The following is a 23,022-nucleotide window of genomic DNA, read 5'->3' on the forward strand; positions in this document are numbered from 1 at the left end:
GCTCACCGCTCCCATCGGTCGTCTCCGCAGAGCGTGCGCAACTGGTCGAGCCGGACCTTGCCGGTCGGCTCGCGGGGCACGGCGTCGACCGACCGCCACGAGCGGGGCACCTTGAACCCGGCGAGGTGCCGCCGGCAGTGCGCGTCCAGCGCCGACCAGGGCGGTCGCCCACCGTCGGGCTCCCACTCGACGACGGCGGCGACCCGCTCGCCGTACTCCTCGTCGGGCAGGCCGAGGACCACGGCGTCGCGCACGTCCGGGTGCCGTACCAGCACCTGCTCGACCTCGGCCGGGTAGACGTTCACGCCGCCGGAGACGACCATGTTCTGGGCGCGGCCGGTGAGGTACAGGTAGCCGTCCTCGTCGAGGTGACCCACCTCGCCGTAGGTGAAGACACCCGGCGCGAGGTACGCGGCCCGGGTCTTGCCCGCCGCGTTGTGGTAGTGGAAGCCGCGGCCGGGCCGCCGGATGAAGATCCGACCCCGCTGGTGGGGGCCGAGCTCACGGCCGTCGTCGTCGACGACGACGATCCGGTTCGGCGGCACGGCCCGCCCCACGCTGCCCGGGTGGGCCAGCCAGTCGGCCGAGTCGATGAGGGTGACCACCCCACCTTCGGTGGCCGCGTAGTACTCGACCAGCACCGGACCCCACCACTCGATCATGCGCCGCTTGACGTCCGGCGGGCAGGCCCCGCCGCCGTGCCAGATCCGGCGCAGACTGGCCGGGGAGAACGCGGCCCGGACGGCCGGGTCGAGGCGCAGCAGCCGGACGAACTGGGTCGGCACCAGGTGGCACTCGGTGATCCGCTCGGCGGCCATGGTGGCCAGCGTCGCGGCCGGGTCGAAACGTTCCCGGACGACCAGGGTCGCGCCGTTGAGCAGGGGCAGCAGCGCGTAGAACAGTTGGGCGGAGTGGTACCAGGGCCCGACCAGCAGCACCCGCCCGTCGGTGGGCACGCCGAGCGTCCCGGTGGCGTACTCGAGCAGGCGGGTGGCCCGGGCGAACGGCGCTCCGGTGACGAACAGACCGTTGAGCACGCCCTTGGGGCGGCCGGTGGTGCCCGACGTGTAGATCATCAACTGCCCGCACTCCTGGTCGGCGGGGGCCGTCCGCGGGTCGGCCGCGGCGAGCAGCGGCTCCACCGGCGCCAGGCCGTACGCCGCCTGGTCACCGGTGACGACCGCCCGGACGGTGCCCGCCTCGGCCGCCGCCTTGGCACCCACCTCGGCGCGCGGCGGGTCGACGGCGAGCAGCCGCGCCCCGGCGTCCGCCAGCAGGTAGGCGACCTCCGGGGCGGTGAGGTGCCAGTTGACCGGCACCACCGTGACACCGGAGTGCAGGCAGGCCAGCAGCGCCTCCACCGCCTCCCGGCGGTTGCCGAGCATCAGCGCCACCGCGTCGCCGGAGCTGACGCCCGCGTCGGCGAGCAACGCCCGCCACCGGTGCACCCGCTCCCCCAGCTGCGCCCAGGTGAGGACGCCGTCCTCGGCGGCGAGCGCCGGCGCGTCGGGGGTCGCGGTGATCCGGGCGGCGAGGAGAGCGGGCGGGTCCTGGCGACTCGGCATCATCAGTCCAGCAGGTCCGGGTGGCGGCGCAGGACCCCCGCGTAGAGGGGCTTGAAGTTGTACCGGCCGATGCCCGGCGAGCCGATCACCTCGCGGGTGCGCTCGGCGTCCTCCGGACCGATGGGCACCGGCTTGCCGGCCGCCTCGGCGGCGAGCTGCACCTGGCAGGACCGTTCCATGGCGACGAACCACCAGGCCGCCTCCGCCACCGAGCCGCCGACGGTCAACAGGCCGTGGTTGCGCAGGATGGTGGCCTTGCCGGGGCCCAGCGCGGCGGCGATCCGCCGGCCCTCCTCGGCGTCGAGCACCACGCCGGTGTAGTCGTCGAAGAGGCTGTGGTCGCCGTAGAAGGCGCAGGCGTCCTGCGTGATCGGGTCGAGGAGCCGGCCCAGGGTGGAGAAGGCCCGGCCGTACACCGAGTGGGTGTGAACGGCGCAGACGACGTCGGGCCGGGCGGTGTGCACCGCCGAGTGGATGACGAACCCGGCCGGGTTGATCCGGCCCTTGCCGCCCAGCACCTGCCCGTCCGCACCGACCAGCAGCAGGTCGCTGACCCTGACCTGACCGAAGTACATGCCGAACGGGTTGATCCAGAAGCAGTCGGGCCGCTCCGGGTCGCGGACGGTGATGTGTCCACCCGCGCCCTCGTCGTAGCCGAGTTCGGCGAACAACCGCAGCGTGGCGGCCAGGTGTGCCATGCGCTGCTGGCGGAGAGCCGGTGTGTCAGGAGGGAAACTCATCCGCAACCACCCGTCGTGTCGGTGTCGTAACCGCCGGAGGCCACGATCGCCTCCGCCCGGTCGGGAAGTCGTACCGCCTCCTGGGCCACGGCCGGAGCGGGCGCGGCGGCGACGGTCGCCGCCGCACCGGAGCCGCCACCGGCGGCCGGAGCGGACCCGGCGGCTGCCGGGTCCGGCCGCCACACCGCCAGGAAGCCGTCCAGCCGGTCGAGCCCCCAGAACCGGTGCCGCCCCCACTTGAGGTACGGGATCCCGAAGATGTCGTCGAGGTAGGCGCGTTCGAGGCAGCCCGCCCCCTCGTCCCGCAGCTGCGGGTCGTCGACAGCGCCGGTGACCAGGGCCGGTTCCAGTCCGGCCCGCTCGGCGCAGCCGGCCACCACCGCGGGGTCGCAGATGTTCTCGCCCCGCTCCCAGCGGGCGGCGACCACCTCGTCGTAGAAGGGCGCCGCCCGGCCGGCGCGGCGGGCGGCCAGCCAGCCGAGGTGCGGCACCTCCCAGTGCGGGTCGACGTCGATCGGCCAGGCCATCGGCACACCCTCGCGCTGCACCAGGCGCTTGGTGTCCATCAGCAGGTAGAGGTGCTTCGCCCGGCTCATCTGCACGTAGTGGAACTCCGCGCCGCGCGCGGCGAGCGCCTCGGCGGTCCGGGCGTCCGGATCCCAGTAGGGGAACCAGTCGAAGTCCGTGAACGCGGTCGGCACGGTGGCGCGCAGCCGGCGGACCGTCAGCCAGCTGTACGGGCTGCGGAAGGAGAAGAACAGCCGCGGGCGGGCGGGTGCGCGGGTCACGGCCGGTCCCCGGTGAGGATCGCGCACACCTCGGGGTCGAGCCGGGCGAGCTGGCCGGCGTCCGGTCCCCGGCTGATCGCGTAGCCGTGCAGGATGGTCGCCGTGGCCACCAGGACCAGCCGGTCGCCCCGGTGGACCCAGCAGTCCATCCGGCCGCTGAACATCATCTCCCGGAGCACGTCGTCGACGGTGAAGACGGTGTGCACCGTCTCCTCCATGTGGGCCGGCTCGGCCAGTCGTACCCGGGCCCGGGAGACCACCGGGATCCACGCGCGTTCGGCCAGCATGCGGCCCACCGAGATGCCCCGGTCGGCGAGGAACCGGTCGACGACCTCCTCCAGGGCGCGCACGTAGCCGGAGTGCTGCACCCGGTCGGAGAAGTGGCAGTAGAAGTACGGTGCCCGCCAGGACCAGAGGAAGGCCCCCGAGCCGTCCGGCGTCAACACCGACGCGGGGTCGGCGTCGGCCGGCAGCGCGAGTTCCGAGCGCAGGCCGGTCGCCGCGTCGAGGGTGGCCGCCTCCCAGGTCGCGAGGGCCGCCGGGGCGGGCCGGTGCACCGGCCCGTCGGTCTCGGGCAGCAGGGCGACGGTGACGTGGCCGCGCAGCACCACGACGTCCTGGTCGCCACGGCTCACCGACAGCTGCACCCGCAGCCGCCGCCCGGTGCCGGCGACCACCTCGGCGCGGACCTCGTCGTCCACCTCCAGCACCGCCGGCAGCTGCACCGAGCAGTCGACGATCTCGGTGCCGAGGCCGTGCTGGTGGAACAGCGCGTGGGCGCCGTGGCCCTGATCGCGCAGCCAGTTCAGGACGGCCTCCTCCACCAGGTACATGAAGTGCTTGAAGCCGATCCAGGTGCGGATGTTGGCGCCCTCGTAGCGCGGTCGGCTGACCAGGACGCTCGGGGTGGGCGCGGGCGGGGCGAGGGTGCTCACGTAGCTGCTCCTTCGGGATGACCGCTGACGACGGGGGACACGTCGAGGAAGGCCCGTAGGCGGGACGCGACATCCTCCGGCTGGCGGGCGTAACAGAAGTGGTCGTAGCTTTCGCCGACCGACAGCACCGCGTGCGGCATGCCGTCGGCCAGGGTCCGCGCCGCCTGGGGGGACAGCGTCGGATCGGAGCCGCCGGCGAGCACCAGCACCCGGGCGGTCACCCGGTCCAGCCGCATCGAGGCGCTGGCGCTGAACTGGTCGAACACGGTCAGGAACCCGGAGGGGCCGACCCGGTCGAACGCCTTGGCGATCATCCGGTCCACCACGTCGGGGTCCAGGGCGCGCAGCCGCGTGCCGAGCCGGCTGCGCAGCGAGTCGTGGATGTGCTGCTCGAAGGAGCGCCGGGCGCGTTCAAACAGCCGCCAGGTCACCACCACGTCCGGCGGGCGGTACAGCGGGCAGATCAGGATGACGGTGTCCGGCACCCGCCGGTCGCCGGCACAGAGCAGTTCGAGCAGGGCGTTGGCGCCGTAGGAGTGGGCCACCAGCAGGTCCGGCCGCCGGTCGAGGCCGTCGAGGCCGTCGGCGAGCCACTGCGACGAGGGCCGGTGCCGCCACCGGTAGTCGTTGCCGGGCCGCCAGGGCAGGTCGAGGGCGACCGGGTACCAGTCGGACGGCAGCACGTTGCTCAACGGCAGCCAGCTCGCCCAGGAGTCCTCGAGCCCGTGCGCGAAGACCACCAGCGGACCGTCCGGTGTGGGCGGCCGCAGCTGCCGTACGCTCGTCGTCACGGCTGCCCCCCGGGCGGGGCGAGCAGGGCGGTACGCCAGCCGTCGTCGGTGCCGCCGCAGAGCACCGCGACGCCGTCCGTGCCCTCGGCGACGAGCCGCGTGGCGAGCGCCGTCTGGAGCACCCCCTGGAATCCGTAGCCGTCGCCCCAGGCGGCGGCCGGATCGAGGTGGCCGGGGCCGACCACGACCGGGACCGGCCACGGGGGTACGTCGGCGCGGTGCCGCACGGTCGGTCCGACGGTCACCGTGGCCAGCGGGGCGACGGCGCGGGTGGCGGGTTCCAGGACCACGCAGGCGGCCCCGGCGCGCAGCGGTGGGGCGCCGGCGGCGTGGCCACGGACCGCCACCGCGGTCTCGTCGTCGGGTTCCGCGCCGACCACCAGCACCCGGTCGGCCCGGCGGGCGCGCAGCAGCAGGGCGCCGAGCGCCAGCGCGTCCAGGCCGGCGGTCTCGCCGGAGCAGACCATCAGGTTCGGTCCGGCGAGGCGGAACCACATCGCGATGCTGCTGGCGACCACGTTGCTGGAGGCGTTCGGTGCCGCCATCGGGCTGACCCCCCGGCTGCCCTCGCGGGCGACGGCGCGGGTCACGTCGACGACCGTGGCGACGTTGCCGAGGTTGCTGGCGGCCACCACGGCGGTGCCGGGATCGAGCGGGACGTCGGGGCGTGCGCCGTCGGGCAGGCACAGCGCCCGGTGCGCGGCGCAGAGCGCGAGCCGGGTGGCCGGTTCCTTGTACAGCAGCCCCTTGCGGCCGAGCAGGGTGTACGCCTGGTCGGCCGGGCAGCCGGGCGTGACCGCCGGCAGGCCGGCGGCGGTGGCGACTGGCGGCAGGCCGGCGGCGGTGGCGAAGCGGTCGTCGGCGGGCAGGTGGATGCTGTAGGAGGTGACGACCACGGCGGGGGCCGGCGTGCCGGTCATCGCGCCTCCACCAGCGTCACCGCGTTCACGCCGCCGAAGCCGAAGGCGTTGACCTGGGCGAGGGTGACGTCCCGTCGGGCGGGCACCTCCCGGACGAAGCTGAGTCCGTCGCCCTCGGGCAGGGGGTTCGTCAGCCCGACGACCGGCGGCACGGTGCCGCTGGCCAGACAGCGCAGTGCCACGTCGACGTTGGCCAGGGCGGCGGCGCCCGACAGGTGGCCGACCGCGCCCTTGATGCCGGTGACCAGGGGTGCCTCCGGTCGGGGCAGGCACCGCAGCAGCGCGGCGCACTCGGTGGGGTCGTTCAGGGCGGTGCCGGTGCCGTGGGCGACCACCAGGTCCGCCTCGTGCGGGCCGCGACCGGCCCGGGTCCAGGCGTCGCGCACCGCCCGGCAGATCCCGTCGACGTCGGGGGCGGTCTCGTGCACGGCGTCGCAGGACAGCCCGGTGGCCAGGAGCCGACCGACGGCCGGGCCGGCCCACGTCTCGCCGACCACGACGAGCGCGGCGGCGCCCTCGCCGAGCAGGACGCCGGTGCGGTCCCGGTCGAACGGGCGGACCTGGGTGGTGGGCGACGGGGTGACCTTGCCGATCATCGCGAGCATCGAGGTGGTCGTCGTGTCGGCGGCACCGACGACGACCGCGTCGGCCTCGCCGGTCTCGATCAGGTCCTGGGCGAGCGCGAGGGCGTGCCCGCCCGCGCTGCACGCGTTGGCGAGGGTCACCACCTCGGCCAGCTCGGGCGCGGCGTCCCGGACTGCGGGGCCGAAGTGCAGGCGGGACGGGGTGGTGGCCGCGCCGGTGCGGGCCATCTCCTCCACGGCGGCCAGTTCCCGCAGCCCGGTGCCGACGAGCGCCACGACCCGGTGGCGGCGCGGGTCGACGGCGGCCCGGGTCAGCACCTCGTCGACGCACTCCCGCAGCCAGGTGCCGGCCCGCAGGGCCACCCCGGGGGCGGGCTCGTCGATCTGGTAGCCGGCCGTCACGTTGAGCTGGGCGGTGAGGGGGTGCCGCAGCCCGCCCACTCCGCTGCGTCCGTCCAGCAGGGCGGCGAAGGTCCGCGCGCCGTCGCCGAAGCACGTGCGGAGGCTGCTCGCCGCGATCAACGCCGTCATGGTCTACCGCCGGACCAGGGCGGCGCCGACGCCACCGTCGGTGCCGTGGGCGGTGAGCAGGGTGAGGCCGGACCGGGTGCCGGGCTCGCGCAGCGCAGCGGCCAGGGCCAGGGCGGGAAGGGCCGCGCCGCAGTCACCCGCCGCCCGGCTCACCACCAGCTCGGCCGGCCGGTGCCCGTCGAGCGCCCGCAGGGCGGCGTCGCGCTGCGGGCGGGGGCCGGCGGTGACGGTCTCGCTGGTGGCCAGGAGCGTGACGTCGCCCGGTACGGCTCCGGCGGCGCGCAGGGCGCGGGCCACACAGTCGGTGAGGGCCTGCTCGGCCGTGCCGTCGGGGCCGTACCCGGTGGTCGCGGCGCAGACGGCCGCCCCGCCGGAGTCGGCGGGGCCGCCGATCACGAACACCGCGGCGCCCTCCCCGGCGGGGATCACGCCGCCGGTGGGTCCGAGCGCGCAGGCCCAGGCCCGGTGCGCCGAGAACTCCTCCACCGCGCCGACGAGCATGGTGTCGACGTAGCCGCGGCGGATCGCGTTGCCGGCGTACCGCAGGGCGTTGAAGAAGGCCAGCGGCCCGCCGGTGACGGTGGCGTTGACCCCCTTGAGCCCGTGGCGGATGGCCGCCTGGCCGGCGGCGCAGTTCATCACGGTGTTGGGGAACAGCACCGGGTTGACCAGGTACGGCTTGTCCTGCACCAGGGTTTCGCGGGTGTAGTCGCTGGTGGACTTGAGGCTGCCGACGGTGGTGCCGAGCACCACGCCGATCCGGGTCCGGGTGGTGTCGTCCACCGTCAGCCCGCTGTCGTCGAGGGCGTCGCCGCACGCCACCACGGCCAGCGCGGTGGCCCGGTCGTAGAAGCTGGTGCCGCGCCGGCCGAGCCGGGCCCGGACGTCGAAGTCGAGCAACGCCTGCCCCTGCGGGTGGGGCAGCGTCTCGGTGACGACCGCCCCCACCGGGACACCGGGATGGGCCGCCCCGGCGAGGTCGGCGACCCGCTGCGCGAGCGACTCCGGGCGGTCACCGGCGGCGCTCAGCGTGGCCAGGCCGTTGATGGTCAGTGGATTCATCGGGCCGCTCCCAGCACCACGATCGCGTTGTTCCCGCCGAAGGCGAAGCCGTTGTTCTGCACCATCCGGACGGTGGCCGACCTGGCCTCGTTCGGCACCGGATCGATGCCGGTCAGCTGCGGATCCGGGTGCGTCCAGTTGACGGTGGGGGGCAGGAAGTCCTGTTCGATGGCGAGCGCGGAGGCGATCGCCCCGAATCCGCTGGCGGCGCCCATCGTGTGCCCGATCATCGACTTGATCGAGCTGATGGGTGGCGGTTGCGGCCCGAACACGTCGAGCACGGCCTGCGCCTCGACCAGGTCGTTGGCCGGGGTGCCGGTGCCGTGGGCGCAGATGTAGTCGACCTGGTCCGGGGTGATGCCGGCGTTGCGGTGCGCGGTGCGGATGCACGCGGCGATGCTGTCCCGGTCCGGGGCCACCGGGTGGTTGGCGTCGCAGTTGAGGCCGTAGCCCAGCACCTCCGCGTAGACGTGCGCGCCGCGCGCCTCGGCGTGTTCCCACGTCTCCAGCGCCAGCACCGCGCCGCCCTCGCCGGTGATGATGCCGGAGCGGTCCCGGTCGAACGGCGAGCAGGCGTGCTCGGTGAGCGCGCCCAGCCGGAAGAAGCCCGCGTGCGCCCATCGACAGACCGAGTCGGCGCCGCCGGCGAACACCACGTCCGACTCGCCGGTGACGAGCAGGTCGTAGGCGTACCCGATGGCGTAGTTGCTGGCGGAGCACGCGGTGGCGAGGGTCAGCGAGTCACCGCGCAGACCCAACTCCTCGCTGACCGCGTGCGCCAACCGACCGGCGGGCAGCTGCTCGACCAGTTCCGGCGGCATCGCGTCGAAGCCCGCCTCGACCAGTCGCGCGGTGAGCGCCTCCAGCACGACGGACTCGCCGCTGGTCGTGCCGATCACGGCATGCGCCCGGGTGCGGTCCACGGTGTCGAGGTCGAGCTTCGCGTCGTCCGCCGCGAGTCGCGCGGCGGCGGCCGCGAACTGGCTGGACCGGCCCCACCGTGCGGTGGGCAGCCGGCGCAGCCAGGCGGCGGGGTCGAAGTCACGGACCTCACCGCCGTTGCGGTACGGGAACCCGGACGGGTCGAAGCTGGTGATCGGGGAGATCCCGGAGCGGCCCGCCCGCAGGGACGCACCGAACGCCGTCACCCCCGTTCCGATGCTCGACACCGGGCCGAGGCCGGTCACGACCACACGCCGCACGGTCTCAGTCCTGCCAGCCGGCGTGCCGGGCGACGGCCTCGTAGGTGGTCTTGAGGTTGCGCAGCTCGGGCAGCTCCGACTGCGGGATCTCCACCTTGAACTCCTTGTCGATGCGGGCGAGGATCTCGATGGCCCGCAGCGAGTCCGCCTGGTACTCCTCGGCGAAGTCCCCGGTGTCGGTCAGTTCGTCGGTCTCGACTTCCAACACCTCGGCGATGATCTCCCGGAGCTGCTCGTACCGCTCGTTCTCACCGGACATGTCGGCCTCCTTGGGAACTGGTGTTAGCAGGGATGGTGCGGTCGGCGTCCCGGCCCTGCGGACCGGTCGCCGGTTCGGCGACGGCCGCGCGGGGACGGCGGGCGGCCATGAGCGAGCCGACGGTGGCGATGCGCCGCTCGCCGACCCAGCTCTCGCCGGTGGCGAAGGCGGTGTCGGCGACGACCCGTTCCAGGCGTACGACGTGCCGGACGACGTCGCCCGGGTAGGCCCGGCCGGTGACGGTGTAGTCCCGGGCGCCCACGAAGAGCAGCAGGGTGTCCTCGGTGGCGCGCTGCGCCGGGGCGGCACCGGCCAGCCAGAGCAGCGCCGCGCTCTGTCCGAACGACTCGATGAGCAGCGAGGCCGGGTAGGCGTAGTCCCCGGCGGTGGCGTCGTCGCCGAGGTGGGCGTAGCACGGCTCGGTGGCGGTGATCGCCTTGACCGTCTCGATGGTGTCGCCGTCCCGGCTGGTCACCCGGTCGACCAGCAGCAGCGGGTGACGCTGCGGCAGGACCGCCCGGATCTCGGCGGCGTTCACGCGTCGGCTCCGGCGTCGAAGACGGCACGCAGCTGTGCGGTGACCGTCCCGTCGGTGCGTCGGGCGACGCCACGGACCTGCCAGCCGGCCGGTGCCGAGGTGGCCGGTGCCGCCGGGTCGGACGGGGTGGCCGGTGCCGCCGGGTCGGACGGTGCCGGGGTGGTCGGCCGGACGTCGAGGGTGAGCTCCATCTCGTCGCCGCCGAGCAGCGCCGCGAGGAACCGGATCGAGGTGACCGTCCGCAGCCGGGGTGCGCCGGGGACGGCCCGGGTCATCGCCTGGCACAGGGTCTCGACCACGAAGACGCCCGGGTAGATCGGCTCGCCGGGAAAGTGGCCGACGAGGTTCGGGTTCCGGGGATCGACCGCGACCCGGGCGACGACCGTCCAGCCGCCGTCGTCCTGGGCGGTGGCCCGGAGCCGGTCGACCGCCGGCAGCGGGGCGGCGTACGGCACCATGGCGGCGGGCCGCCAGGTCGGTGCTGTCGTCGCCGCGGTCACAGGACCATCCCCCCGTCCACCTGGAACACCTGGCCGGTGACGTAGTCGGCCTGGTCGGAGAGGAGGAAGCCCACCATCGCGGCGACGTCCTCGGGGCGGCCGAACCGGCGCAGGCCGATCATGCCGAGGGCCTGCTCCCGGGCCTTGGCGTCCAGCGCGTCGGTCATGTCGGTCTCGATGAAGCCGGGCGCGACCACGTTGACCCGTACGCCGTAGCGGGCGACCTCCTTGGCCAGCGAGCGGCTCAGCCCGATGATGCCCGCCTTGCTGGCCGCGTACGCCGTCTGCCCGACGTTGCCGTGGATGCCGGCGATCGAGGAGAGGTTGACGATGACGCCGGCCCGGCGCTTCATGAACCGGAAGGCCATGGCCCGGCAGAAGTTCCAGGTGCCGCCGAGGTTGATGTCGATGACCGCCTCCCAGTCGGGGCGGCGGGCCAGCACCAGCGGGCTGTCCCGGGTGATGCCCGCGTTGTTCACCAACCGGCCGATCGGGCCCAGCCGGCCCTCGGCCTCGGCGATGAACGCCTCCACCGCCTGGTCGTCGGCGACGTCGCAGGGTGCGAAGTAGCTGGGGACGCCGATCGCGGCGACCTGCGCCTCGGTCTTCTCGGCGGTCTCACTGGGCCTGCTGTAGCAGCAGGCCAGGCCGTAGCCCTGCTCGGCGAGCCGGACGGCCACCGCGCGGCCGATGCCCCGCGAGGCGCCGGTCACCAGTGCCAGCGGTCGCTCGCTCACAGACGCCTCCTCTGCCCGTCGCACCCACGCCGGGTGCCCCCGATCGGCGACGGGAACTCGTATCTTGCACTCCCATGTTGAAGCATCTTCGGCTCGACATCAATAGAAGCAGCAAGAGACTCGCAAAGCGCAGCCAGATACTCTGCAAAAGCTAGCCGGACACTATCGCCCGTCGGGTTCCGGCGCGGTGTCGGCCAGCACGTCACGGCTGTCCGCGCCGGCCGCCGGCGCACCCCGGCGGATCCGGGTCGGGGTGCGGGAGAACTTCACCGCCGGGCCGGTGAGCGGCGCGACCGTGCCGTTGTGCAGCACCGTCGGCTGGAGCATGTCCCGCGCCGACACCTGCGGATCGGCCGCGACCTCGGCCAGGGTGCGGACCCGCTCGGCGACCAGGTGCGCGGCGCGGAACGCCGCCATCACCTCGTCGACCGTACGGCCGCGACACCAGTCGGCCACCAGGGCGTCGACCTCGACCCGGTTGCCCCGGCGCTGCGCGCCACGCCCGTAGCCGGGCGCGTGCGCCAGCTCCGGCCGGCCGATCGTCTCCGCCAGCGCCCGCCAGTGCTTGTCCAGGGCGACGGACAGGTAGACCTCGCCGCCACGGCAGGAGTAGACGTTCGACGGGACCGCGAAGTCGGTCTCGTTGCCCCACCGGGCCGGCGGCGCACCGGTCGCGGCCAGCGTCAACAGCCCACAACTGCTGGCGAGCAGGCTGTCGAGCATGGCCACGTCGAGGTGCTGGCCCTCCCCGGTGCGGTCGCGGTGGGCCAGGGCGGCCAGCGCCCCGACGGCCGCGTGCAGGCCGGCCAGCTCGTCGGCGAGGAAGGTCGGCGCCCGCACCGGACGGCCCGCCGGGTCGCCGTTGAGCGCCATCCAGCCGCTCGCGGCCTGCACCACCGGGTCGTACGCCGGCCGGTCCACGTCCGGGCCGAACTGGCCCCAACCGGTGATGGAGACGAACACGACGTCCGGCCGGACCCGGCGGCAGTCGGCGTAGCCGACCCCCCAGCCGTCCAGCGTGCCGGGTTTGTAGTTCTCCACCACCACGTCCGCGTCGCGCACCAGCCCGAGGAAGGCCTCCCGGCCGGCGGGCTGCCGCAGGTCCAGGCCCACGCTGCGCTTGTTCCGGTTCACCGTCTCGCGGAACCACGACAGGCCCGTGCCGGGGATCTCCGGCGGCACCTCGCCGTCGCGGCCGTACGGCAGCTCGACCCGGAGCACGTCCGCCCCCATGTCGGCGAGCAGGCTGGTGGCCAGCGGGCCGGACCACACCTTGGTCACGTCCAGCACGGACAGGCCGTGCAGGGGGCCGTCGAGGTCGTCGCGGGCCTCCCGGTAGAACTCCTCGCGCCGCACGTCACACCCGCGCCAGGATCGTCGCGGTGCCCAGGGAGCCCCCACAGCACATGGTGACCAGCGCCGTCTGCGCGTCCCGCCGCTCCAGCTCGTGCAGCGCCGTGACCAGCAGGCGGGTGCCGCTGGAACCGAGGGGGTGGCCCAACGCGATCGCCCCGCCGTTGACGTTCACCCGCTCCAGGTCGGTGTCGTGCCGCTGCGTCCAGTTGAGCACCACGCCCGCGAACGCCTCGTTGACCTCGATCAGGTCGAGGTCGGCCAGGGCCATGCCGGCGTGTTCCAGCGCCCGGCCGGTCGCCGCCACCGGCCCGTCGAGCAGGTAGTACGGATCCGCTCCGGTGACCACCTGGGCGACCAGCCGCGCCCGGGGCCGCAGTCCCAGCGCGCGGGCCCGGGCGCGGGACATCCACAGGATCGCCGACGCGCCGTCGGAGACCTGCGAGGTGGTGCCGGCGGTGTGCACCCCGTCGGGCACGTTCGGCCGGAGCGCGGCCAACCCCTCCAGCGTGGTGGCGCGCAGCCCCTCGTCCCGGTCGACCCGACGGTGGCCGGCGCCGCCGTCGTCGCCCGGCACCGGCGCGTCGATCCCGACCACCTCCCGGTCGAAGTGTCCGGCCGCCCAGGCCGCCGCCGCGCGGGCCTGGGAGAGCACCCCGTACGCGTCGACGTCGGCCCGGGTGAGGCCCTGCCGGGCGGCGATCCGCTCGGCACCCCCGAACTGCGCCTTCGGCGGGTCGTCCCACGGGTAGTCGGCGGTCTTGTAGTGACCGGGTCCGTTGTAGAGGTTGACGCCGATCGGGACGCGGCTCATCGACTCGACCCCGCAGGCGATGCCGACGTCGATCGCGCCACTGCCGATCAGCGCGGCGACGAGGTGGTTGGCCTGCTGGGCGGAGCCGCACGAGGTGTCCACGGTGGTGCAGCCGACCGCGGGATCCCAGCCGGTGCTCAGCCAGGCGTTGCGGGTGACGTTCAGGCTCTGCTCGCCGGCCTGGGTGACGCAGCCGCCGATCACCTGCTCCACGGCGTCGGGCGGGATGCCCGCCTCGTCGACGACCGCCCGCAGCACGTGCCGGAGCAGCTCGACGCCCTTCAGCCCGGCCAGCGCGCCGCCGCGCCTGCCGATCGGGGTACGGACCGCGGCGACGACCACCGGTTCGCGGTCCTCAGGGGTCACCGCTCCTCCAGGGTGATGGCGAACTTCGGGCAGGCGTTGGCGGCCCGGGTCACCTCCGGCCACAGCTCCTGCGGCGGGTTCTCCTGGAGCACGTAGAGAAAGTCGTCGTCGCGTACCTCGAAGACCGTCGGCGCCTCGGCGGCGCAGAGGCCGTTGCTGTCACAGCTGTCAAAGTCCACACGTACCCGCATCGCGGCCGTCCTCTCCCGGTCCCGGCAACTTGCCTTCCACGGTAGTGCAGGGACTCGTATCTGGAAAATACGAGCATCGTCTTTGCACAGACCCTTGTGTGTCTTCTGGAGCGTCGCTACCGTGCCTACGGACACCCCAGGTGATCGGCGTACGGGAGGCCCCGTGGCTGTTCGTGAAGGCTTCACCCCCTGGCCGGCGGAGTTCGTCGACCGATACCGCGAGGCCGGTTACTGGCGTGGCGAGGTCCTCGGCGACCTGTTCCGGCCGTGGGCCGACTGGGCCGGTGAGGCCCGTGACCCCGGCCGCGCCGCCGTGGTCACCCGGCACGGTCGGCACACCTACGGCGAACTCGACGCCCGCGCCGACGAGCTGGCGGCGGGCCTGTCCGAACTGGGCGTACGCCCCGGCGACAGCGTGGTCGTGCAGCTGCCCAACACCGTCGAGTTCCTGGTCACCTGCGTGGCGCTGTTCCGGTTGGGCGCGTTGCCGGTGCTGGCCCTGCCGGCGCACCGCCGGGCCGAGCTGACCTACCTGACGCAGTACGTCGGGGCGGTCGCCCTGGTCACCGGCGACCGGGCGCCCGGAGTGGACCACCGCGCGGTGGCGCAGGAGGTCCGCGACGCCTGCCCCACCCTGCGACACGTGCTGGTGGTCGGGGATCCCGGGCCGTTCCTGGCCTGGTCGCAGGTGCGCGCCCCGGCCCGGGAGCTGCCCCGACCCGACCCGCAGGACGTGGCGTTCTTCCTGCTCTCCGGCGGGACGACCGGGCTGCCGAAGCTGATCCCCCGCACCCACGACGACTACGCCTTCCAGCTGCGCGCCACCGCCGGGGCGATGTCCTTCGACCACCGGCACGCCTACCTCGCGGCGGTGCCGGTCGCGCACAACGCCGCCCTGGGGTGCCCCGGGGTGTTCGGCGCGCTGCGGGTCGGCGGCCGGGCGGTGCTGGCGTCCAGCCCCAGCCCCGACGAGGTCTTCCCGCTGATGGCCCAGGAACGGGTCACCCTCACCACCGTCATGCCGGCCGTGCTGTCGCTGTGGGTGGAGACCGCCCCGATCTTCGACGTGCACCTGCCCGAGCTGGTCATCGAGGTCGGCGGGGCGGTCCTGCACCCCGACCTCGCCCGCGCGGTCCGCCCGGCCCTGGGCGCCACGCTCACCCACTGGTTCGGCATGGCCGAGGGGGTGCTCTGCTTCACCCGCCCCGACGACGGCGACGAGGCCGCGGCGACCACCCAGGGCACCCCGATGTGCGCCGACGACGAGTTGCTCGTCGTCGACGCGACCGGCCGGCCCGTCGCGCCGGGCGAGGTCGGCGAGCTGCTGGCGCGCGGGCCGTGCACGCTGCGCGGCTACTTCGCCGTACCCGAGCACAACCGGACGACCTTCACCCCCGACGGCTTCCTGCGGACCGGCGACCTGGCCCGGATCGATCCCGAGGGCCGTCTGGTCATCTCCGGGCGGATCAAGGACGTCATCAACCGGGGTGGCGAGAAGGTGATGGCCGACGAGGTGGAGGGGCACCTGCTCACCCACGAACGGGTCCGCGCGGCGGCGGTCGTCCCGGTCCCCGACCGGCAGCTCGGCGAGAAGACCTGTGCGGTCGTCGTCGCCGACGGTCCGCCGCCCAGCCTGGTGGAGCTGCGCAAGCTGCTGCGGGACCGCGGCCTGGCCGACTACAAGCTGCCGGACCGGTTGGCGGTCGTCGAGGCGCTGCCGCTGACCAACGTCGGCAAGGTCGACAAGCGGGCACTGGCCGCGGCGGTCCTCGGCGACCTGACCACCGCCGCCGGTCGGTAACGGCGGCCCGGCATGACGCCCTCCCCCGACCAGGCCCGACCGGCGAGCCTCTGGCTGGACACCCTGCCCGCGTCCCTGCGGACGGTGCGCCCGGCCCTGGCCGGCGACGCGCGGGCCGACGTGGTCGTGATCGGCGCCGGCTTCACCGGCCTGTGGACCGCCTACTACCTGACCGAGCTGGCGCCACAGCTGTCCGTGCTGGTGGTGGAGGCGGAGCACGTGGCGTACGGGGCCAGCGGACGCAACGGCGGCTGGTGCACCACGGAGATGCCCGCCCTGCTGGCCAACCTCGTGCGGCGCTACGGCCCGATGGACGCCATGCGGTTCTACCGCGCCGGCCAGCGCACGCTCGACGAGATCGAACGGGTCCTCGCCGCCGAGGAGGTCGACTGCGGGTGGCGGCGGGACGGCTCGCTCTACGTGGCCCGTACCCCGCCGCAGGTGGCCCGGCTGCGCGCCTGGCAGGACATGCGCCACCAGCTCGGCATCACCGACATGACGCTGCTGTCGGCTACCGAGACCGCCGAGCGGGTCGGCGTCGCCGGGGCGCTGCTGAGCGGCTTCACGCCGCAGTGCGCCGCGGTGCAGCCGGCGGTCATCGCGGCCGGGCTGGCGCGGGCGGTGGAGCGGCGCGGGGTCACCCTCGTCGAGGGCACCCGGGCGCTCGCCCTGCGCCCCGGTGTGGTGGTCACCGACCGGGGCACGATCCACGCCCGTAGCGTGCTGTGCGCCACCGAGGCGTACACCGCCGGTCTGGCCGGGCACGCCCGCCGGGTGCTGCCGGTGATCTCCCGGCTGCTGGCCACCGAACCGCTGCCGGAGCAGCGCTGGCGCGCGGCCGGCTGGCGGGACCGGGTCACCGTCGCCGACTCCCGCCACCAGTTCGCCTACTTCCAGCGCACCGCCGACGACCGGCTGCTGGTGGGCGGCCGGGGCGCCGGCTACCGCGCCGGTTCCCGGCCGGACGCCGCCGACGGTTCCGGCGGGCGGGTCTTCGCCCGGCTGCGCGAGTCCCTGGCCGAGAGCTTCCCCGCCCTGGCCGACGTGCCCGTGAGTCACCGCTGGAGCGGGGCGTACGGGCTGCACCGCGACGGCGAGCCGGCGGTGGTGTACGACCGCGACAGCGGCCTCGGTCACGCCGGTGGTTACGGCGGCGAGGGCATCGCGCTGAGCAACCTCGCCGGCCGTACGCTCGCCGCCCTGGTGACCGGGGTGAAACGACCCGAGACCCGGCTGTTCTGGACCGGGCACCGGTCGCGCCGCTGGGAGCCGGAACCGTTGCGGACCATCGGCGTGCGCGGGGTCAGCGCGCTGGCCACCGTCGCGGACCGGTACGAGGACCGGTTCCGGCGTACGGCGCCGCTGGCGGGTGCCGTCATGCGAACCGTCCTGTGACCGTCTTTCCCGAGAGGAACCCCGTGGCCAACGACGTCGCACCGCCGCTCAACGGCGGCACCCACATCAACCTGACCGTCCGTGACCTCGACCGCAGCACCGAGTGGTACTGCCGGGCGCTGGGGTTCACCGTCGTGCGCGACGCCCGGCCGGTCGAGTCGGGCTTCACCTTCCGGACGTTGCTGCACTCCCGGGCGCTGACCTCGATCGTCCTCGGGCAGGGCGACCGGCCGGTCGCCGAGCCGTTCGACGAGCGCCGGGTGGGGCTGCACCACCTGGCGTTCCACGTCCCCGAGCGGGAGGACCTGCACACCTGGGTGGCGCACCTCGACTCGGTGGGCGTCGAGCACGGCGGGGTGCAGGAGTTGTTCCTGGAGGCCGGGCACGGTGTGTGGCTGCGCGATCCGGACAACATCTGGCTGGAGCTGTACTGGCTCAACGCCGACTACTTCATGCAGCGGATGCGGGAGCACCACCGGGCCCGGCGGGCCGAGCGGGTCGGCGGGCAGCAGTGACGCTGCCCGATGCCGCCGCCCGGCCCCGGATCGCCGCGGTCGACCTGGCCTGCGCCGACGACCCCTATCCGGAGTACGAGCGGCTGCGTGCCCTGGGGCCGGTCCTGCGGGGCGAGTTCGGCCAGTGGCTGGTGGTCGACCACACCGCGGTCAGCGCCCTGCTCCGCGACGGCCGGCTCGCCAGCCACTTCCCCCGGGAGTTCATCCGGTTGACCCTGGGGGACGGACCGGCCGCCGAGTTCCCCTCCCGCATCGTGCTCACCCAGGATCCGCCGGAGCACACCCACGCCCGCCGGATCCTCGGCCAGGCGTTCGGCACACCCCAGGTGCGGGCGATGACCCCGGCGGTGGCCGCGCTGGTCGACGGGTTGCTCGCCCCGGCCCGCGAGGCCGGTCGCCTCGACCTCGTCGCGGAGCTGGCGGTGCCGCTGCCGGTCACGGTGATCTGCCGGCTGATCGGCATCCCCGACGCCGACCGGGAGGAGGTGCTGCCCCGGGTGATCGACCTGGCCCGGGTCTTCGACGCGGCCAACCTCCGCCCCGACGAGCGCGACGGCGTGGACGCCGCCGTCGCCTGGCTGCGCGGGTACGTGACCGCGCTGCTGCGTGACGCGCCCGCCGGCGAAACCACCCTGGCCGGTATGGTCGCGGCGACCCCGCCCGGACAGCGGGGCGACGTCGCGACGATCGTCGACAATCTGCTGTTCCTGTTCCACGCCGGGTTCGAGACGACCATGGGACTGGTCTCCAACGGTTGCACGGCGTTGCTCAGGCACCCCGACCAGCTGGACCGGCTGCGCCGGGATCCGACCCTGGTCCGCCCGGCGGTCGACGAGTTCCTCCGGTTCGACTCGCCGATCCAGAACGCGATCCGGGTGGCCCGGGAGCCGATCGAGATCGGCGGCCACAAGATCCGGGCGGGCCGGTCGGTGATGCTGCTGCTCGGCGCGGCCAACCGCGACCCGGCGGTCTTCGACCGGCCGGCGGAGCTGGACCTGTCCCGTGCCCCGAACCCGCACCTGGGCTTCGGCGGCGGCCTGCACCACTGCCTGGGCACCGCGCTGGCCCGGCTGATGGGCGAGCTGACGTTCACCGCGCTCGCCACCGGGTTCCGCGACATCGCGCTCGACGGCGACGCCCTGCGCCGCCAGCACGGAAGCCTGCGCTCCTTCGAGCGCCTTCCGCTGGCCGTCCGCCCCGCGTGACGCGTCACCCGCCCACCCCCGCGACAGCAGTTAAGGAGACCCGCATGGCGCAGTTGTCCACGGAGATGTACTGGCACTCCACCGAACCCACCGAGGTCGGCCCGCCGCTGGACGGCGACGCCTCCTGTGACGTGTGCGTCGTCGGCGCGGGCTACACCGGCCTGTGGGCGGCGCACTTCCTCAAGCAGGCCGAACCGGGCATGTCGGTGCGGGTGGTGGAGGCGAAGTTCGTCGGCGACGGGGCCTCCGGGATGAACGCCGGGTTCGTGCAGATGACCGCCGGCAAGGTGCTGCGCCGGATGCTCTGGTACTACGGGGCGGAGAAGGCCGGTGGGGTGTACCGGGCGGTCGCCCGGTCGATCCTGGAGATCGGCCGGTTCTGCCGGCAGAACGGCATCGACGCCCAGTACGAGAACACCGGCATCCTCCAGGTGGCCACCGACACCAAACAGCTCGCCCGGCTGGAGTTGCAGATCAAGCGCGCCCAGCGGGCCGGGGTGACCTCGTTCCGCCTGCTCGACCGGGAGCAGGCGCAGGAGCGGATCGGCTCGCCGTCCGTCCTCGGCGCGCTGAAGGTCAGCGGCGCGCTGCTCAACCCGTACCGGCTGGTGCGCGGGCTGGCCCGGGTGGTGCAGGAGCAGGGTGTGCTGCTGCACGAGCAGACCCCGGCGCAGACGATCGAGAAGGTCGACGGGAAGTGGCGGATCACCACCCCGCACGGCACGATCACCGCCGACCAGGTGGTCGTGGCGACCGAGGCGATGCAGGGGGCGTTCCCCGAGTTGTACGCGCGCCAGATGCCGGTGTGGAACTACCTGCTGGTCACCGAGCCGCTGACGGACGAGCAGCTGGGCCGGGTCGCCTGGCCGGGGCGGGAGGGGGTGGCGAACTCGTTGTCGTTCTCCACCGCGGCCCGGCTGACGGCCGACAACCGGGTGCTCTGGGCCGGCGGCCTGTGGTACATGTTCGGCAACCGGGACACCGATCCCCGCCACCGCCGCAACGACGAGGCGTTCGACAAGCTGGGCGAGTCGTTCCGGGAGTTCTTCCCGCAGTGGCGCGACGTGCGGTTCAGCCACGGCAACGGCGGGTTGATCAGCTGGAGCCACAGCTTCATCCCGCAGTTCGGCCGGACCGACTCGGGCATGGTCTACGGCCACGGGTACACCGGCAGCGGGATCGCGGCCAGCCACACCGGCGGGAAGATCCTGCGTGACCTGGTGCTGCGTCGCCAGACGGAGTTCACGGAGCTGGCGTTCGTCACGGTCAACCAGCCCAAGTTCCTGCCCGCCCCGTTCGGCGACAAGGGCGGCGAGTTCTTCATCTGGCGGCAGCGGGTCGGCGACCGGCTCCCGCTGCTGCTGCCGTACCGGTCCGCGCTGGCACCGAAGCGGTTCTTCGCGCGTCGTGCCGCCGCCGGGCGGGCCACCCCGGGACACGCCGGCGACTGACCGACCGGCCGCCGACACCGACCGGCCCGCGACGCCGACGGGTACGCCGCCCGGCGTCGCGGGCCGCCGGCCGTGCCGGCCGCCGCTCAGTCGGCGGCCGGCACGGCCGGGGTGCGGTGCAGGGTGCGGCTCTGGCCCACCGCCAGGTCCCACAGGTCCTCGGCGGCCCGCCCGCTGGCCTGCCACGCCTGCCGGGCCTGGTGCAGCGGCTCCAGCGGCGCCTCGGCGGAGAGCGCGAAGGTGCCCCAGTGCATGGTGGCCATCCGCTGGGCGGCCAGGTCGCCGCAGGCGCGTACCGCCTCCGCCGGGCTCATGTGCAGCGGCTTCATGAACCAGCGGGGCAGGTACGCGCCGACCGGCATCAGGGCGAGGTCCGGCGGGCCGCAGCGACGCCCGATCTCGGCGAAGTACGGTCCGTAGGCGGAGTCCCCGGCGAAGAAGACGCGCTGGGGCGCGGCGTCGAGGGCCGGGTCGGCGTCGGTCGTCAGCATCCACCCGCCCCACAGGCTGCGGCAGCCGTCGAAGAGGGTCCGGCGGCTCCAGTGGTGCACCGGGACGAACTGGAACTCCACCGCGCCGAGGCGGGCGCTCTCCCACCAGTCCAGCTCGGTGACGGCGGTGAACCCGAGCCGGCGGAACCACCAGCCCAGCCCGCCGGGGACCAGCATCTGGACGTGCCGCGGCAGCCGGCGGATGGTCGGCGCGTCGAGGTGGTCGAAGTGGTTGTGACTGATGACCACGGCGTCCACCGGCGGGAGGGCCTCCCAGCGCAGGCCGGGCGGGGTGAACCGGGGCCGCACCCCGGGGATGCGCCGGGACCAGACCGGATCGGTGAGCACGACGAGGCCACCGATCTGGAGCACGTACGAGGCGTGCCCGACCCACGTCGCCACCACCTCGCCGGGGCCGGCGGGTGGCAGTTCGTCCACGCCGGGGTGAACGGGAATCTGGTCGACCTGGCTGAGGTCGGGTCGCATCCCACCCTCGGCGATCAGCTTGCGGACCGCCGGGGAACCGGGCACCGGATGGGTCAGCCGATCGGCGAAGCTGGCCGGCCAACTCCGTCTGCCACGCTTCTTGGCAAGTATCCTGTCAAAGACGTGATAAACACTCCGCGGATATCTCATCATGCACCCCGATGCTCTCGCCCGCAGACCCTGTACCTGGCAACACTCGCGCCATCAGTTAAGTCCGATCGAGGGTATGCCGAGGCTGGTATTTGCGCTAGCGTCTCTCGCATGTCGGCGACCACACACACCGACAGGCTACATTTGTCCTGTCTGGAGGATATGCCTCACGAGCTGTTCATCGGAGGCAAGTGGACGCCCGCTGACAACCACCGTCTGTTAACGTCGTTTCGTCCCTCTACCGGAGAGACACTAGCGACGGTTGCGCATGCCGGTGCCTCCGACGTGAGCCGTGCCGTCGCCGCGGCGGGGGTCGCCGGTCGGCCCGGCTCCCGATGGCACCGGATGTCTCCGGCCGCCCGGTCGCGCCTGTTGCACCGGATCGGCGACCTCATCCTGGACCACGCCGACCGGCTGGCCATGCTCGACTGCCTCGACAACGGCAAGCCGCTGCGGGTGGCCCGGGCCGGCGACGTGCCGGCCGCCGCGGCGGTCTTCCACTACATGGCCGGCTGGCCCGGCCGGTTGAACGGTGAGCACGTCCCGCTCTACACCGGCAGCCCGGAGCGGCACCTCGCGCTGACCGTGCCGGAGCCGGTGGGTGTGGTGGCGGCCATCGTGCCGTGGAACTTCCCGCTCTACATGGCGGCGGCCAAGGTGGCACCCGCCCTGGCGGCGGGCTGCACCGTGGTGCTCAAGCCCGCCGAGCAGACGCCGCTGTCCGCGTTGGCGCTGGCCCGGCTCACCCAGGAGGCCGGCCTGCCGCCGGGGGTGCTGAACGTCGTCACCGGCGACGCCGGCACCGGTGCGGCGCTCGCCGCGCACCCCGGGGTCGACAAGATCACCTTCACCGGATCGACCGAGGTCGGCCGCGACATCGTCCGGGCCGCGGCGGTCGACTTCCGCCGGGTGACCCTGGAGCTGGGCGGCAAGTCACCGAACATCGTGTTCAGCGACGCCGACCTGCCACAGGCGGTGGCGGGCGCGGCCCACGCGATCTTCTACAACCAGGGCGAGACCTGTGTGGCCGGTTCCCGGCTGTACGTGCAGCGGCCGGTCTTCGACGAGGTCGTGGCGGGCATCCGGGAACGGGCCGCGGCGATCAGGCTCGGCGACGGTCTGGACCGGGACACGGACATGGGTCCGTTGATCTCCGCGGAGCACCGGGTGCGGGTGCTGTCCTACCTGCGCTCGGCCCGTGACGGCGGGGCACAGGTCACCGGCGGCCACCCGCCGGACTCGCCCGGTTACTTCCTCGCTCCGGCCGTGGTGACCGGCGCCGACCCGCAGGCGCCGGTGGTCCGGGAGGAGGTCTTCGGCCCGGTGCTGGTGGCAGAGCCCTTCGACACGGTGCAGGAGGCGGTGGCGATGGCGAACGACAGCCCGTACGGGCTCGCCGCCGGCGTCTTCACCCGCGATCTCGGCCTGGCGCACCAGGTCGGCCGCCGGCTGCGCGCCGGCACCGTGTGGATCAACAGTTGGCACGTGCTCGATCCGGCGCTGCCCTTCGGCGGGATGCGGGCCTCGGGTTGGGGACGGGAAATGGGCAGAGCGGGCGTAGACGCCTTTCTCGAAACAAAAACACTGGTCAATGACCTCGGCAGCCACCAGTGGGGGCCGGCACCTGCTTCGAGGTGAGCACCGGCCGCGCT

Annotated in this window: 23 protein-coding genes; 6 read left to right on the forward strand and 17 right to left on the reverse strand. The window is 73.9% G+C overall.

Going from position 1 to position 23,022, the window contains the following annotated elements:
• Positions 1-2 precede the first annotated feature (2 nt).
• The 16 genes from GA0070623_RS07730 to GA0070623_RS07805 all read right to left on the reverse strand — a co-directional run bounded on the left by GA0070623_RS07730 (position 3) and on the right by GA0070623_RS07805 (position 13,876).
• Complete coding sequence (locus GA0070623_RS07730; RefSeq protein ID WP_231932710.1) at positions 3-1,568, reverse strand: AMP-binding protein; 1,566 nt, start codon at positions 1,566-1,568, stop codon at positions 3-5.
• On the reverse strand, positions 1,568-2,305 hold the full coding sequence (locus tag GA0070623_RS07735) for a class II aldolase/adducin family protein (protein WP_067310284.1): 738 nt from the start codon (positions 2,303-2,305) through the stop codon (positions 1,568-1,570). Before GA0070623_RS07735 ends, GA0070623_RS07730 begins: the two co-directional genes overlap by 1 nt.
• A complete protein-coding gene (locus GA0070623_RS07740; RefSeq protein ID WP_067310287.1) occupies positions 2,302-3,093 on the reverse strand; it encodes a 2-hydroxychromene-2-carboxylate isomerase in 792 nt (263 codons plus the stop codon). Before GA0070623_RS07740 ends, GA0070623_RS07735 begins: the two co-directional genes overlap by 4 nt.
• Complete coding sequence (locus GA0070623_RS07745; RefSeq protein WP_067310290.1) at positions 3,090-4,028, reverse strand: thioesterase family protein; 939 nt, start codon at positions 4,026-4,028, stop codon at positions 3,090-3,092. The genes GA0070623_RS07740 and GA0070623_RS07745 overlap by 4 nt, the downstream gene beginning before the upstream one ends.
• On the reverse strand, positions 4,025-4,819 hold the full coding sequence (locus tag GA0070623_RS07750; protein WP_067310293.1) for an alpha/beta fold hydrolase: 795 nt from the start codon (positions 4,817-4,819) through the stop codon (positions 4,025-4,027). The genes GA0070623_RS07745 and GA0070623_RS07750 overlap by 4 nt, the downstream gene beginning before the upstream one ends.
• On the reverse strand, positions 4,816-5,739 hold the full coding sequence (locus GA0070623_RS07755; RefSeq protein WP_067310296.1) for a beta-ketoacyl synthase N-terminal-like domain-containing protein: 924 nt from the start codon (positions 5,737-5,739) through the stop codon (positions 4,816-4,818). The genes GA0070623_RS07750 and GA0070623_RS07755 overlap by 4 nt, the downstream gene beginning before the upstream one ends.
• On the reverse strand, positions 5,736-6,854 hold the full coding sequence (locus GA0070623_RS07760; RefSeq protein WP_067310299.1) for a beta-ketoacyl synthase N-terminal-like domain-containing protein: 1,119 nt from the start codon (positions 6,852-6,854) through the stop codon (positions 5,736-5,738). Before GA0070623_RS07760 ends, GA0070623_RS07755 begins: the two co-directional genes overlap by 4 nt.
• Before the next feature lie 3 nt (positions 6,855-6,857).
• A complete protein-coding gene (locus GA0070623_RS07765) occupies positions 6,858-7,916 on the reverse strand; it encodes a beta-ketoacyl synthase N-terminal-like domain-containing protein (RefSeq protein WP_067310302.1) in 1,059 nt (352 codons plus the stop codon).
• Positions 7,913-9,118, reverse strand: a complete 1,206-nt coding sequence (locus GA0070623_RS07770; protein ID WP_067310305.1) for a beta-ketoacyl-[acyl-carrier-protein] synthase family protein — start codon at positions 9,116-9,118, stop codon at positions 7,913-7,915. Before GA0070623_RS07770 ends, GA0070623_RS07765 begins: the two co-directional genes overlap by 4 nt.
• A gap of 4 nt (positions 9,119-9,122) precedes the next feature.
• Positions 9,123-9,377 (reverse strand): acyl carrier protein, encoded by a 255-nt coding sequence (locus GA0070623_RS07775; protein WP_067310308.1) that lies wholly within the window; start codon positions 9,375-9,377, stop codon positions 9,123-9,125.
• A complete protein-coding gene (locus GA0070623_RS07780) occupies positions 9,367-9,915 on the reverse strand; it encodes a 3-hydroxyacyl-ACP dehydratase FabZ family protein (RefSeq protein ID WP_067310311.1) in 549 nt (182 codons plus the stop codon). Before GA0070623_RS07780 ends, GA0070623_RS07775 begins: the two co-directional genes overlap by 11 nt.
• Positions 9,912-10,415: a hotdog family protein gene (locus GA0070623_RS07785; protein WP_157517567.1), complete on the reverse strand. Its 504-nt coding sequence runs from the start codon at positions 10,413-10,415 to the stop codon at positions 9,912-9,914. The genes GA0070623_RS07780 and GA0070623_RS07785 overlap by 4 nt, the downstream gene beginning before the upstream one ends.
• Positions 10,412-11,152 carry a 3-oxoacyl-[acyl-carrier-protein] reductase gene (gene fabG / locus GA0070623_RS07790; RefSeq protein ID WP_067310317.1) on the reverse strand — a complete coding sequence of 247 codons (741 nt, stop codon included), beginning with the start codon at positions 11,150-11,152 and terminating at the stop codon, positions 10,412-10,414. The genes GA0070623_RS07785 and fabG overlap by 4 nt, the downstream gene beginning before the upstream one ends.
• Positions 11,153-11,314: 162 nt before the next feature.
• Positions 11,315-12,508 (reverse strand): CaiB/BaiF CoA transferase family protein, encoded by a 1,194-nt coding sequence (locus tag GA0070623_RS07795; protein ID WP_067310320.1) that lies wholly within the window; start codon positions 12,506-12,508, stop codon positions 11,315-11,317.
• 1 nt (position 12,509) lies between these two features.
• Complete coding sequence (locus tag GA0070623_RS07800) at positions 12,510-13,685, reverse strand: steroid 3-ketoacyl-CoA thiolase (RefSeq protein WP_067310323.1); 1,176 nt, start codon at positions 13,683-13,685, stop codon at positions 12,510-12,512.
• Entirely contained in the window at positions 13,682-13,876 is a 195-nt protein-coding gene (locus GA0070623_RS07805; RefSeq protein ID WP_067310326.1) for a ferredoxin, read from the reverse strand. Before GA0070623_RS07805 ends, GA0070623_RS07800 begins: the two co-directional genes overlap by 4 nt.
• Before the next feature lie 163 nt (positions 13,877-14,039).
• Between GA0070623_RS07805 and GA0070623_RS07810 the strand changes: the two genes are divergently transcribed.
• Genes GA0070623_RS07810 through GA0070623_RS07830 form a run of 5 tightly spaced genes read left to right on the forward strand, consistent with a single transcriptional unit; the run spans position 14,040 to position 20,243 of the window.
• Positions 14,040-15,677, forward strand: a complete 1,638-nt coding sequence (locus tag GA0070623_RS07810) for a (2,3-dihydroxybenzoyl)adenylate synthase (protein ID WP_067310329.1) — start codon at positions 14,040-14,042, stop codon at positions 15,675-15,677.
• A gap of 12 nt (positions 15,678-15,689) precedes the next feature.
• A complete protein-coding gene (locus GA0070623_RS07815) occupies positions 15,690-17,072 on the forward strand; it encodes an NAD(P)/FAD-dependent oxidoreductase (RefSeq protein ID WP_067310333.1) in 1,383 nt (460 codons plus the stop codon).
• A gap of 23 nt (positions 17,073-17,095) precedes the next feature.
• Positions 17,096-17,587, forward strand: a complete 492-nt coding sequence (locus GA0070623_RS07820; protein WP_067310336.1) for a VOC family protein — start codon at positions 17,096-17,098, stop codon at positions 17,585-17,587.
• Positions 17,584-18,792 carry a cytochrome P450 gene (locus GA0070623_RS07825; protein ID WP_067310340.1) on the forward strand — a complete coding sequence of 403 codons (1,209 nt, stop codon included), beginning with the start codon at positions 17,584-17,586 and terminating at the stop codon, positions 18,790-18,792. Before GA0070623_RS07820 ends, GA0070623_RS07825 begins: the two co-directional genes overlap by 4 nt.
• 44 nt (positions 18,793-18,836) lie before the next feature.
• On the forward strand, positions 18,837-20,243 hold the full coding sequence (locus GA0070623_RS07830; RefSeq protein WP_067310343.1) for an NAD(P)/FAD-dependent oxidoreductase: 1,407 nt from the start codon (positions 18,837-18,839) through the stop codon (positions 20,241-20,243).
• An 86-nt stretch (positions 20,244-20,329) separates the two neighbouring features.
• On the opposite strand, the gene GA0070623_RS07835 is transcribed toward GA0070623_RS07830, so the two are convergent.
• Entirely contained in the window at positions 20,330-21,265 is a 936-nt protein-coding gene (locus tag GA0070623_RS07835) for an MBL fold metallo-hydrolase (protein ID WP_231932711.1), read from the reverse strand.
• A gap of 267 nt (positions 21,266-21,532) precedes the next feature.
• Here GA0070623_RS07835 and GA0070623_RS07840 point away from each other — a divergent pair, with 267 nt between their 5' ends.
• Complete coding sequence (locus tag GA0070623_RS07840; protein WP_231932816.1) at positions 21,533-23,008, forward strand: aldehyde dehydrogenase family protein; 1,476 nt, start codon at positions 21,533-21,535, stop codon at positions 23,006-23,008.
• The last annotated feature ends 14 nt before the right edge of the window (positions 23,009-23,022 follow it).

The organism is Micromonospora rifamycinica (genome assembly GCF_900090265.1).
Lineage (GTDB): Bacteria > Actinomycetota > Actinomycetes > Mycobacteriales > Micromonosporaceae > Micromonospora > Micromonospora rifamycinica.